Raw genomic sequence first — 12,561 nt, 5'->3', positions numbered from 1 at the left:
AGGTGCTAGTACTGGTGCCATGTATGCAACATCGTTCGCTACCGTCGAGACGCAGGTCGGAACACTGACGGTTGTCGTTTCGCCCCGCGGAGTACGCCGGATCGCGTTGCCGACGGACGACCCCGCTGAGGTAATCCACGCCACAGGCGCGCGCCCGGGACCGATTGGTGCCGTCCGCGGGCAGCTCGAGGAGTACTTTGCCGGGACACGAACGTCTTTCGATGTCCCGCTCGACCTTGAAGGCCTCCCGCCGTTTCGGACGAAGGTGCTGGACGCGCTCCAACACGTGCCGTTCGGCGAGGTGACGACGTATAAGGGGCTAGCGGTGGACGTCGATAATCCGGGGGCGGTGCGTGCCGTCGGCACTGCCTGCGAGAAAAATCCGCTGCCGCTGCTCATTCCGTGTCACCGGGTCGTGCGTAGCGATGGCCACCTCGGGCGCTACCGTGGTGGGGAAGATATGAAGCGATTTTTGCTTGCATTGGAGGGCCACCTTGAGTGATTTCAGTAAGCGTTGTATCGCGCCGGGCCAGGCGAGCAGCGAGGCGGCGGGGCTGCGCTGGCTGCGCGAGGGCAGCGACGCAGTCGTGGAGGTCTGCGGCGTGGACGAGGAGCAGCGGACGCTGCGAATAGAACGTGTCGAGACCGTGCGGCCCACTCGTGACGCGGCGCGCCGGGCGGGGGAGGAGCTGGCGAAGATCCACGCGATGGGCGCTGAAGCCTTCGGTGCGCCGCCGACCGGGTGGGATGGCCCGAACTTCATCGGCCGGGTTGAGCAGGACTGCGTGCCGGAGCAGCGGTGGGCGAAGTTTTATACCGAGCAGCGCGTGCTGCCGTTCGCTAGGAGCGCACATGTGGCGGGAAATATTTCGAAGCAGCAGCTAGAGCTCGTGGAACGCGCCTGCGCTGCGCTCGTTGAGGAGGATGAGGAGGCCCCGCTGGCGCGTATCCACGGGGATCTTTGGGCGGGCAACCTGCTCTTCGACGAGTCGGGCCCGCGGTTCATTGACCCGGCGGCGCACGGTGGGCACCCGTTGACGGACATCGCGATGCTGGCGTTGTTCGGCGCGCCGTTTTTGGAAGATATCCTTGCGGGCTACGAGTCGCGGGCAAGCCTGGGGGAGGACTGGCGTCGGCGCATCCCGGTGCATCAGCTTCACCCGTTGGCCGTGCACGCGTTGACGCACGGCCCGGCGTACGCGGGGGAGCTTGCCAACGCCGCGCAAGCGACGTTAGATGTGACGGGCTAAGCCTTCCACCAGGAGGAATCTGGCCCTGGTGGCAGGTGTCGTTTGTGCTGGCCGATGCGCCACAGGTGCTCGATGCGTTCCGCCGCCGCGGACGGAACGGGCTTGCCTTCGAGGTAGTCGTCGATGTGCTGGTAGGTCACGCCGAGTGCTTCCTCGTCGGGCAGCGCCGGGCGGTCCTCTTCCAGGTCGGCGGTGGGGACTTTCTCCCAGAGGCGAGGGTCGGCGCCGAGCTCGCGGAGGAGGGCGGCGCCTTGGCGTTTGTTGAGGCCGGCGAGGGGGGTGAGGTCGGCGGCGCCATCGCCGAACTTGGTGAAGAAACCGGTGACGTTTTCCGCCGCGTGGTCAGTGCCGATGACCAGGAGGTTGCGCTCGCCAGCAAGCGCGTACTGCGCCACCATCCGAAGTCGGGCCTTCACGTTGCCCTTGTTGAAGTCGCTGAGGGGCGCCCCCAACGCGTCAGCGGCCTCGTCGCTGAGCGCTTTCGTTGCAGGTGCGATGTCGACGGTCACCGTTTCATCCGGTTCGATGAAGCGGAGCGCCAACTGGGCGTCGTCCTCGTCGACTTGGACACCGTGGGGGAGGCGGACGGCGAGGAAGTGGGCGTCGACACCCGAGTCCCGCAGCCGCTCGACAGCGATCTGTGCGAGGCGACCTGCGAGCGTCGAGTCCTGGCCCCCGGAAATGCCGAGCACGAAACCTGCTGAGGAGGCGGAGCGGGCGTAGTCACAGAGGAATGCGACGCGGCGCTCAATTTCTCGCGCGGGATCAATCGAAGGTTGGACCCCGAGCGTGTCGATGATCTCTTGCTGTTTGCTGCTAACTTGCGGTGAATCTGGCCGAGACATAGGAACCAGCGTACCCACGGTGCATATTGGTATGCATGCAACAACTCACCACTGCCCAACGAAGCTACGTCCGGAAAGTTGCGGGCGTCGCCGCGCTGGGCGGGCTGCTCTTCGGCTACGACACCGGCGTGATGAGCGGCGCGCTGCTCTACATCACCCCCGAATTCCAGCTCACGCCAGGGCAAGAAGGGCTTGTGACCTCGATGTTGCTCGTCGGCGCAGCAGTCGGCGCGCTCAGCGGCGGGTCGGTCGCGGACAGGCTCGGGCGCAAACGCACCTTAATAATGGGCGGCCTCGTGTTCATTGCGGGCTCGCTGTGGTGCGCGCTTGCGGGGTCGGTGGAAGCACTCGCGGCGGCCCGAACGTTCTTAGGGGTCGGCGTCGGCGGAGTGTCTATCGTGGCGCCGATGTACATCTCGGAGATGGTGCCCGCCCGGGTGCGCGGCAAGATGGTGTCACTGAACACGCTGATGATTGTGGTGGGGCAGCTGCTCGCGTACTCCGTGAACTCGGTGCTTGCGTCCACCGGCAGCTGGCAGCTGATGCTTGGACTCGCCGCAGTGCCCGGAGCCGCGCTGGCCGTCGGCATGGCATTCCTGCCTGAAACACCCCTGTGGCTCGCCCGCCACCAGCGTATCGACGCAGCCCTCACCATCGGCGACCGCGTCGGCATGACCCGCGAAGAACTCACCCTCGAAACCACCGAAGACGCCGAGCTTCGCGCCCAGCGCGGCGGCGAGTGGGCACGCCTACGCAACGTTCGGTGGCTACGCATGACCGTGCTGATCGCCGCGCTGCTCGGCATCACGCAGCAGGTCACGGGCGTGAACGCCATCGTCTACTTCGCGCCAACGATGATGAACAAAGTCGGCCTCTCCACCGAAAACGCCGTCTACACCTCTATGGTGATCGGGCTCGTCTCCGTCGTCGCGTGCTGGGTCGGACTGCAGGTCATCGACAGGATCGGCCGCAAACGACTACTGCTCATCGGCCTGAGCAGCAACGTCATCTTCCTCTTCGCGCTCACGCTCACGTACCGTGCCGCGGAAAACAACGCCGCACTCGCGTGGGTCTCACTCGCCTGCATGGCGCTGTTCATTGCGTCGCAGCAAGCAGCAGTTTCGCCCACGACCTGGCTGCTTATCTCTGAGCTGGTCCCGCCACAAATCCGCGGCGCCGGCATGGGCCTCGCAGGACTCGCACTGTGGGTCATGAACTGGATCGTCGCCCAGTTCTTCCTCCCACTTGTCGACGCCCTCTCCGCCACCGCCACCTTCTCCATCTTCATCATCTGTGGCATCCTTGCAGCAGGATTCGTCCGCTACTTCGTCCCCGAAACAATGAACCGGAGTCTGGACGAAGTGGCGTCGGAAATGGAGCAACGCTACACCAAGTAGCACCGGCGTTTTGGTTTCCCCACGTGATGGGGTAATATAACGCGACGTGTCGCGACCAGACTGTTTCCAGTGGTCGCACGAAGATGAAGATCCTCGATTAGAAAGGAGCGCCCGATGAAGGTCCGCAAGTCGCTTCGGTCGCTGAAGAACAAGCCGGGCGCCCAGGTTGTGCGCCGCCGTGGCAAGGTTTACGTCCTGAACAAGAAGGAGCCACGCTTCAAGGCTCGTCAGGGCTAATTCAGCACTCGTGAAAACCCGCACCTCGTGTGCGGGTTTTTTCGTGCCTAGGGCACTAGGGTGGTGGAGGTGAAACGAGCATGCTGCGCCCTCCTCGCCGTGACCGCCCTCGGGGCCTGCGGGACACCCACTAACGACGCCCCGCCGACCATCACCGTCACCTCAACGACAACGCACCCGAACGCTCAGCCGCCTGTACCAGTTGACGAGCCGGTGGGCGAAGTGGGCGTCGATAAGCTGCTCTCCACTATCGCCGACGAAGTTGCCAACCAGTTCGGAGGCACCGTCGCCGTCGCCGCGGGCGGCGTAGGAAGCAGCGACGACCCAGCGATGCCAGCCTGGTCCACCATCAAAGTCCCACTCGCAGTCGCCGCGTACCGCGTGGCGCCCGACACCGCGCAGCTCGCAGCACCCGCCGCGATCACCGCCTCAGACAACGACGCCGCACTGCAACTCTGGAACGCCCTGCCACCCGGCGCAGGTGACACCGTCCTCAGCGACGGCGGCGTACCGAAAACCATCAACACTGAACGCATCCGCCCCGAGTTCTCAACCTTCGGCCAAACCATGCTTACCGCCGCCGAGGAATCCACCTTCATGTCCAATCTGAGCTGCCTGAGCGGCGCCGTACCCGTCCTTGAACTGATGGGGCAAATCGTAGCCGGGCAAAACTACGGCCTCGGCCAGCTCCCCAATGCGCGGTTCAAAGGCGGGTGGGGACCCTCGGCGTCCGGTGGATACGAAGTGCGCCAGATGGGACTCGTGTCAAATTCCGCTGGGCAGGACGTTGCATTGGCTTTGGTCGTTGTCCCCGCCGACGGCAGCTACCAAACCGGCCAAGCTATGGCCAACGCCGTTGCGGAACGGCTCCGGAGCCAGCTGGATCAGCTGCCGGTTGCGGCATGCTGATTGTTTGATGAGGGTGTCCGCGGGGCGGACAAACAGCTGGCGAAGCTTGGCTCAACCCACCTCTCAATAAGTAAGGTTTCCGCGGGGCGGACAATTTACCCGTTATTGCAAAGCAACCTCGCGCACAGTCCGCTGCGCGGACTCCAACGAAGCTTTAGTCGACTCCAGTAGCATTCCGCGGCGCGGACAGAGCGCGAAAGCCAATTGGGCGAGTCGAGATTTGAGCTGTCCGCGGCGCGGACACTTCGAGCCCTTTGTGACGGCCTTGTTCACAGTCCGCGGCGCGGACAGAGCGAGTTCAGCTCAAGACCCCAACGATTGCATCAAGGTGTCCGCCGCGCGGACACCCACCCACACACCCGTGCTCGAAGGCGGGCGTCGCAAAGCACCCCGCGCACTGTCCGCGGCGCGGACACCCATCAACAAATATTTGGATAAACCTCTTGACACTACCATTCGAACACGTATACTAAAAAACAACCAAGACACCAGGGGGAACCATGCACACCACCATCGACGCCGACACCATCATCAACACCATCGTTGAAAGCGCACGCCTGTTCGCATACTCACACGCGGAAATACTGACCGCGATCGCCGAATTCGACACCCATAACCTCGCCGAGCACTACGGCTGCGCTTCTACCGGGGCATGGCTTGCCAGAGTGTTAAAAATGAAACGCACCCGCGCCTACGAATACGCCGCCGTCGCACGCAAACTCACAAGCTTTCCCACCATCCTCGACGCGCTGCGACAAGGAAGTATCGACTACACCAGTGTGCGCTACATGCTTGACTACGCCACCGAGGCAAACCAACACGAACTCGTAGAAATAGCCGCCGAATCTGGCTACCAAGGCCTCGTACACGCCCTGGCAGGCGCAACCCCCACCGACAAACAACCCCAGGATGCTGGTGAACACTGCGGGCTGACCATCCGCGAAGACGGCCAATACCTACGCGGCTGGTTTTGCATGAACGCTACCGACGGTGTGGCCTTTCAAGCAGCCCTGCGGGCAGGAGCACACGCCTATGCGGATGACAACGCGATGGATGAGGCGGATGCGCAGATGATGCGCTCGACCTTCGGGCTGCCACCGGCACGGTTGATGCTGCAATCACTGATGGGGATGGTGCACATGGTGCGCACCGGGGCCGCCACACACGCCACGATGGCGCCGGCGGCACAGGTGATGGTGCATATGACATCAGATGGGCGAGCATTTTTGCCGAATCACATGGCGGCGCCTGCCGCACGGCTTGCCAACTTGGTAGATCATGCAGATTTGATGGGTGTGCTCTATGACGCCCAGGGGCAGGTGATTAGGTTTGGGCGCAAACGCCGTTTGGCAAGCCCGAAGCAGGTGCAGGTGCTGCTAGGGATGTGGGGGCATAAGTGCGCGGTGCCAGGCTGTGGGCATACGCGGTTTTTACAGATGCATCATATTCGGGATTGGGCCGAGGGCGGCACCACGGATTTGGAGAATTTGGTGCCGTTGTGCTCGCGGTGTCATTCGTTGGTCACGGATGGGTTTATCCGTGTGGTCAAGCCTGGTCCGACGTTGTATTTCCGGTTTGCCAGTGGTGAGCAGTGGGTGTGTGAGCCTGGTCGGGTGGGGTATCGCGATGATGCTGCCGAGATTGAGTTGGATGGGTGGGGTGTGGATTCGTTTGCGGATGAAGCCGCACCGACGTGGGACTGGGACACACCAAAAGTCTAAGCACGTCGGCGCGCCCTCTTACGGCAGCATCGACTGAATCTGCTTCATGAGCTGAGGATTCGTAGCGACGATGCCACCAACCAACGCGATGATGCCCAGAATTACCAGTGCGGCGATTCCACCCTTCGAGGAACCGGAAGCGCTGCCGTCCTCTGCAACCTGAGGCTGCGTTGGATCTGAGGTAGGAGGCTCGGATTGTGCGGTAGTCGCCGTAGCTTTCTCAGACGGTGCTGCAGACGATGTTGTCTTGCCTGTTGACTTAGTCGGAACCGGTGTCTGGCGAGGAGGCTCTGCAGCGGGAGTCGTCTCTTTCGGCTTCTGTGGAGCTGATGTAGAAGGCTTCGAAGCGGTTGTTGTCTTGGTTGGGCGAGGCTTCGGCACCGACAGCGTGATTGTCTCGGAAGCTTGATTGCCAGCTTCATCCGTGGCGGTGATGACTACACGGTGTGTGCCCGAATCTTTGGTCGAACCAACAATCCGGTTCCCTTTATGCCGCAGTCCGGCTGGCAGGCCGGTCACGGACAAAGCGGTCTTGGTTGCGTCCTCGACTCGGATAGGCAAGTCGAACTTGGTTGCCGCAGGCGGGTTGTGGTCCACCAAGATGCGAGGCCGGACGGTGTCCACCACGCGGAATCCAATTGCGCCCTGGCCCGTATTTCCAGCCGCATCAAACGCCTCGACGGAAGTCTGGAAGTTGCCCAGCGCTGAAGGTGTACCGCTGATGGTGCGGGAGCTTTCGTCGAAACGCAGACCGTGTGGGAGACCCGAAACGGTAACCCGTTCCACCCCTACGCCGTCTGTTGCATCAACAACATGCGAGAACGGTGTACCAATTTCGTGCTCAAACTCGGCGTTTTGCACTGTTGGGGCAGTGGTGTCCTCTACCACCAGCTCGAGCTCCGCCTCGGATGTATTGCCACTGGTATCAGTAGCGATGACGGTGACAGAGTGCGAGCCGACCGCGTCAGTGACGCCATCGATGACGCCGTTGGTGTCGTCATAAGACAAGCCTCGGGGGAGGCCGTCGACGCGCACACTGACTGGGGTTGCGTCGTCAACCTCAATGCTGATGGAGTCATTGAATTCTGAATTGGCTTCCCAGCGAGCGCTGCTCCGCATGTTGATGGCTGGCTTCTTCGTGTCGCGCACCTCGAGCTGAACTGTTTCCGTTGCAGTATTGCCAGCGGCGTCCGTGGCGGTTACCTGAAGCTCGTGCGTTCCGACGACGGTGGTCGTGCCGTAGATGTACTCCCTAAATGACACGAGGCCATCAGGGAGTGCACTGACTGTCACAGTAAGGAAACTGTCCCTGTTATCAGTGACCGGAATCTTGAGGTCGGCGTACTCGCCAGCCTCCAGGACCAGCGCAGTGGTATCGATGACGGGCGCAGTGGCGTCGTTAATCTGGAAACTGATACTGCTCGATTTTTCGTTCCCACGTGCGTCGCGTGCCGTCACGGTTGCATCTTGTTCCCCTGGCTTCGTCGGCGTCCCTCGAACAGTGACGGTGGCGCGGAGCCGTGGCTCGTCGTACTGAATGTCCGCATACAGACCTTCTGGCAGGTCGGTTACCTCGACAGTCAGCTCGTTGTACTCGTCCGTGATGGTGAATTCGAAGGGCTCAATCTCGGCATCGGAGTCGAATTCTTTCTTTTCGACGTCCTCAACCACGGGAGCGGTCTTGTCAGTTGCCTTCGCGTATTCGTAGAGAAGGTTTTCCTGCCAGCCCTCTGGAAGCTCAATCGGATTAGTCTCGAGAAGGCTCTGAACTTCAATGCCTTTCACGTTGCCGTTCTCGTCGTAGTAGATCCCGGAAACAAGGCCGGCAACGTTGTCGCCGATGGTGACTGGTGTGTTCACCTCCGGCTCAAAATCCCCGTAGGGGAGAAGTAGGATCGCGTCGCCGACTGTGCCTGCCACCGTCAATGAACGCCAGTCGATGCTAGCCGTGTCACCAAGGTGTACCTGGTCGGTCGAAAGGAGCTCCCCAGGTGCATCAGGGTTTTCGCCTAACCGCGTGCCATCTGGGGCCTGGATGTAGGGCAGATGGGCGTCGAAAAATGTGCCGATTTCGGCCAGTACCCAGTGCTTGGGCCACCCGTATGTCGTAGAAACTCCGCGCGCCCTGCCCGGCCCGGTGCACGCGGGGCTGGTGTAGATCCGCTGGTGGACGTGATCGATGTATTTCGCTGTGCACTCCTGGTCGAGGAAGAGGTCGCGGTCATTGTCGTCGAGCCCCACGGTGTCGCCCTGGTTGACCGCGACGGGGTTCTCGGCCTCTTTCTGTGCCTTTTGGTAAGCGTCCCACTGCTGTAGTGCGAGATTTGTGTATTGGACTTCCTCGTCGCTGTTCGGAGTTTCGTGCCAGCCGACAGCAATACCGTATTTGTGGGCTTGACCTTCTGGGACATCGTCACTCCCGGAGTTGACCCCGATAAAGTGCCGGTTTCCTTCGTCATCGACGATCCAGTTCGGCCCACCGGAATCTCCCTCATGCATCGGGTTTTGTTGTGTGAGGAGGATGACGTTATTAATCACGCCCATGACGTAGTTCTCCATCACGTGGCCGGTTGTTTGACCGAAGCCGTACACCATCTGTCCGACGCGAAGCATCGACGGTAGGAGGACGCTGTCGGAGGTGTAGGCATTCTCTCCAAGTAACGCCGAGCGGTGTTCGGGGATATCGATGTAGCCCCAGTCTTTGCTCATGGTGCTGTTGGTGAGACTTCCCTCGAAGTCGAACTCAGTCACCATCGTGCCCAGGTAATAGTTCCTTTTTTGTGTGTCGGTGAAGTAGAGAGGGCCGCCATCGCTGCAGTGACCAGCTAAGAAAATACGGCTGTTGGACTTATCGATGTATCCGACGGTGCAACGATGACCGTTGTTAAAAATCTTGTCACCCTGGTTAATCGTGCTTACTTCGCCCGGAGCATATGACAGCATGGATTCACGCTCGAGGAGTAACGCCACTTTGTTCGGTTCGCTTGTCGGAGGAACTTCTGGGTCTGCGAGGAGGACGAGTCCCTGTCTGTGGTCGTTGTTGTCAAAGACCCCCTCATACATCCCAAGGTAGTGGCCGCCGACTGAAACTGGGGCGCCATGTGTCAAATACGCATGGCTCGGAAGCGTAATCGCCAGGAAACCATCGGTGGTGTTCTCAATCGTTGCATCGTAGTCTTCCCGTGGGCCGTGAACGGTCACGGTATCCCCGGCCGAGAGGTACGAACCGTGAACTGGCTCAGCTGACTCACCGACTTGTGGAAGCAGCGAGTCCGGGATCGCGTAGGATGCGAAGCGATTCAGGAAGAGATCTTTGTTGCGAGAAAAATCGGTCTGCCTGTCCTCGAAGTAGTGTATGGAGCCCTCGGAGTCGCGGTAGTACAAGAAATGCCCTTCGCCGCAAAGCGCATCGGTGTACACGCGCCCGTCGGCGATGTGGGCAACTTGGCAAAAGTACTCAGCGCCACCCTTTGAGAATGAGAGCTCATCCCGCTGCTCGAACAGTTCCTCATGCTGATCGGGCACCCACTGACTTGTCGTTTGGGCTGTGGCGTCGGGCGGGGAGAAGACAGTGGTGCTCATCGCGAAGGCTGTGAAAAGGGCGATAAGCGTCTTACCAGGTCGGAAGCTTCGCATGAATTAAATGTACAGAATCTTCACGAGCTTCTCACAGTTTTGGTATAGGAGATGCGTCACGAAGTCCGAGCATGCGCTTGACCACGTTCTCAGCAGAGATGAGGCACATGGGCACACCGACGCCAGGAACGGTGGTTTGCCCCGCGTAGTACAGGTTGTCCACCTTGGCGGAAATGTTGCGACCGCGGAAGAACGCGGATTGCCGCAGGGTGTGCGCGGGCCCGATGGCGCCACCTGCGAAGGAGTAGTAGCGTCCGGCGAAGTCAGCGGGGCCGATGGTGCGCTTCACGACGACCCGTTCCCGCAGGTCAGCGACACCAGTGCGTGCGACGATGAGGTCCAGTGTCGCGTCAACGATGGCGGCGACACGCGGGGACTCTGCAGCGCCGTACGCGTCCCCGTGCCCGATCGACGGGTCGGCCGCAACCGGGATGAGCACGAACAGATTCTCACACCCGGCGGGCGCGACAGTCGGGTCCGTGGCGGAGGGCTTGCACACGTAGATCGAGCGCGATGCGTCGCGCGAGCCGCTGCTGTCAGCAGGGAACACGGCGTCGAAGTCTTCGCCCCACTCCTCGGAAAAGAACAGCGTGTGGTGAAGCAGTTCCGGCAGCGCACCGCGCACACCAATGAGCGCGAGTACGCAGCTCACACCTGGGTTGTGGTGCTTAAAGTGCGCCTCGGAATAGGTGCGAGCAGACGCGGGGAGCAACGAAGTCTCGGTGTGGTGCAGGTCTCCGGCGGCGACGACGACGTCGGCGGGCAGGAAGCGCGTCCCGCTTTCGCTGAGCACGTGTATGCCGGTGGTGGAGCCGTCGATAACTTCGATGCTGGTGGCCTCGTGCTCAAGCAGGATTTCGACGCCGTGCGCGCGGGCGAGCCGCTCGAGCGCGGTGACGATGCCGCTGAATCCGCCTTGTGGGTAGCGCACGCCGAGAGTCAGGTCGGTGTGGCTCATCAGGTGGTACAGGCTCGGGGTGTCGCGCGGCTGTGAGGACAGGAACACCGCCGGGTACTGCAGGATCTGGCGCAGGCGCGGGTCGCGGAAACGCTTGTCCACGTAGCGCTGCAGCGGCTGGAGCAGCAACACCGCGAGGGTGAATGCGCGGGAGACGACGTCGCGGTGCAGGAACGGCCGCAGCGAACTGAACGTGGTGTAGAGGAAGCGGTCGAGCGCGATGTTGTAGACGTCGGCCGCGCTGGCGAGGTAGTCGCGCAGCGCGTCGCCCGCGCCGGGCTCGAGGGACTCGAAGAGGTCGGCGACGGCGTCGGTACCGAAGGGGACGTCGAGAAGCGGGCGGTGTTCGGGGTAGATGCGGTAGCCGGGGTCGAGAAGTTGCAGGTCGAGCTCTGCCGCGGTGGAGGTGCCCATGAGCTCGAAGAAGTGGTCGTAGGCCTCGGGCATGAGGTACCAGGAGGGTCCGGTCTCGAAGCGGAAGCCGCCGATGCGCAACTCGTCCGCGCGCCCGCCGAGGTGCCCATTCTTTTCGACGACCACCACCGCCGAACCGCGCTTCGCCAGCAGGCACGCTGTTGCCAGGCCTGCGATTCCCCCGCCGATGATGACAACGCGCTCCGTCACTGCAGCCTCCTTCCCGTCGCCGCCGTCCGCGCGATGATGGCTGCTTTCCGCGGCGCGGACACCCGGACCCGTTGGGTGAGGATGGCTTCTGGTGGCGTGTCCGCGAGCAAGTCGGTGAGCGCTTCGAACAGGTTCGCCGCTACCGCGACGGCGACACCGCAGCGCTTGGGCAGCGCGGGGATGGCGGACCACGCGGCGTCGAAGTCGTGGCGGATGTCCGCGATGATCGCGTCTCGGCCGGCCTTGGTTAGCGGGTAAGAAGCTTGCGGGAAGTAGTTACGGGCGAGCCGGTTGGTGTCGTCGGCGTAGTCGCGCAGGAAGTTCACCTTCTGAAACGCGGCCCCCAGCGCCCGCGCACCTTCCTGCAGCTTGCTGTACTCGGCCTGGGGAGGGCGTCGGCCCCCGAAGAAGACATCCACGCACAGCAAACCGATGACCTCGGCGGAGCCGTAGATGTATCGCTCGACGGACTCCTCCGTGTGCGCCTCGCCGGTTACGTCGTGGCGCATCGAGGTGAAGAACGCAGCGAGGTGGGCGTCATCGAAGTTGCAGCGGCGCGCGGTATCGGCGAAAGCGTGCAGGATCGGGTCGGTGTGGAACGTGGTTGCTGTGGCGCTGCGGACGCACTGCTCGTAGTCCTTGAGGGCTACCGCGCGCTCGGGGGAGGGGGTGGCGCCGTCCACAATTTCGTCGGCGATGCGCACCACCGCGTAGAGGTTGCGGATGTCGGTTCGCTGCGGCTCGGGAAGTAGTCGCGTGGCGGCGCCGAAGCTCGTCGAATAGCTGCCAATGACCTCGCTCGCGGCGCGCCGTGCCATGTGGCTGTAGCGTTGCTGCGGGCTGGGGTGGGAGCGAAACATTGGTGGGCTTTCAGGTCATCGGAAGTGATTTTTCATAGTCTAGGCTACATGTGGACCCGCGGTGGGAGCCGTGCTGGGAATACCACGCGTGTAACTACTATATGTAGTATCACTTGCAGAAATA

Annotated in this window: 10 protein-coding genes; 6 read left to right on the top strand and 4 right to left on the bottom strand. The window is 62.0% G+C overall.

Going from position 1 to position 12,561, the window contains the following annotated elements; translation table 11 throughout:
- Positions 1-19 precede the first annotated feature (19 nt).
- Together KBP54_RS08955 and KBP54_RS08950 are read left to right on the top strand one after the other, a co-directional pair.
- Positions 20-502 (top strand): methylated-DNA--[protein]-cysteine S-methyltransferase, encoded by a 483-nt coding sequence (locus KBP54_RS08955; RefSeq protein WP_256000853.1) that lies wholly within the window; start codon positions 20-22, stop codon positions 500-502.
- Positions 495-1,250 carry a fructosamine kinase family protein gene (locus tag KBP54_RS08950; protein WP_256000854.1) on the top strand — a complete coding sequence of 252 codons (756 nt, stop codon included), beginning with the start codon at positions 495-497 and terminating at the stop codon, positions 1,248-1,250. The genes KBP54_RS08955 and KBP54_RS08950 overlap by 8 nt, the downstream gene beginning before the upstream one ends.
- Here KBP54_RS08950 and nadE read toward each other — a convergent pair.
- Positions 1,247-2,095, bottom strand: a complete 849-nt coding sequence (gene nadE, locus KBP54_RS08945; RefSeq protein WP_256005436.1) for an ammonia-dependent NAD(+) synthetase — start codon at positions 2,093-2,095, stop codon at positions 1,247-1,249. The two genes, KBP54_RS08950 and nadE, sit on opposite strands and share 4 nt — an antisense overlap.
- A 35-nt stretch (positions 2,096-2,130) precedes the next feature.
- Here nadE and KBP54_RS08940 point away from each other — a divergent pair, with 35 nt between their 5' ends.
- The 4 genes from KBP54_RS08940 (at position 2,131) to KBP54_RS08925 (ending at position 6,359) form a co-directional block, all read left to right on the top strand.
- A complete protein-coding gene (locus tag KBP54_RS08940; protein WP_256005434.1) occupies positions 2,131-3,492 on the top strand; it encodes a sugar porter family MFS transporter in 1,362 nt (453 codons plus the stop codon).
- A gap of 114 nt (positions 3,493-3,606) precedes the next feature.
- A complete protein-coding gene (gene ykgO, locus KBP54_RS08935) occupies positions 3,607-3,729 on the top strand; it encodes a type B 50S ribosomal protein L36 (protein ID WP_018020497.1) in 123 nt (40 codons plus the stop codon).
- Between the two features lie 69 nt (positions 3,730-3,798).
- Positions 3,799-4,638, top strand: a complete 840-nt coding sequence (locus tag KBP54_RS08930) for a serine hydrolase (protein ID WP_256005433.1) — start codon at positions 3,799-3,801, stop codon at positions 4,636-4,638.
- 500 nt (positions 4,639-5,138) lie between these two features.
- Positions 5,139-6,359, top strand: coding sequence for an HNH endonuclease signature motif containing protein (locus KBP54_RS08925; RefSeq protein ID WP_256005430.1), 1,221 nt, complete (start codon positions 5,139-5,141; stop codon positions 6,357-6,359).
- 18 nt (positions 6,360-6,377) lie between these two features.
- Here KBP54_RS08925 and KBP54_RS08920 read toward each other — a convergent pair whose 3' ends face one another.
- Genes KBP54_RS08920 through KBP54_RS08910 form a run of 3 tightly spaced genes read right to left on the bottom strand, consistent with a single transcriptional unit; the run spans position 6,378 to position 12,395 of the window.
- Positions 6,378-9,995, bottom strand: a complete 3,618-nt coding sequence (locus KBP54_RS08920) for a putative Ig domain-containing protein (RefSeq protein WP_256005428.1) — start codon at positions 9,993-9,995, stop codon at positions 6,378-6,380.
- A 31-nt stretch (positions 9,996-10,026) separates the two neighbouring features.
- The gene (gene crtI, locus KBP54_RS08915) at positions 10,027-11,577 is read right to left on the bottom strand and encodes a phytoene desaturase family protein (protein WP_070975264.1); all 1,551 of its coding nucleotides are present in this window, start codon (positions 11,575-11,577) and stop codon (positions 10,027-10,029) included.
- Positions 11,574-12,395 (bottom strand): phytoene/squalene synthase family protein, encoded by an 822-nt coding sequence (locus KBP54_RS08910; protein WP_256005426.1) that lies wholly within the window; start codon positions 12,393-12,395, stop codon positions 11,574-11,576. The genes crtI and KBP54_RS08910 overlap by 4 nt, the downstream gene beginning before the upstream one ends.
- Positions 12,396-12,561: the final 166 nt, after the last annotated feature.

Source organism: Corynebacterium pseudogenitalium (assembly GCF_024453815.1).
In the GTDB taxonomy this organism is placed as follows: Bacteria; Actinomycetota; Actinomycetes; order Mycobacteriales; family Mycobacteriaceae; genus Corynebacterium; species Corynebacterium pseudogenitalium.
This window is presented reverse-complemented; position numbering and strand designations above follow the sequence as displayed.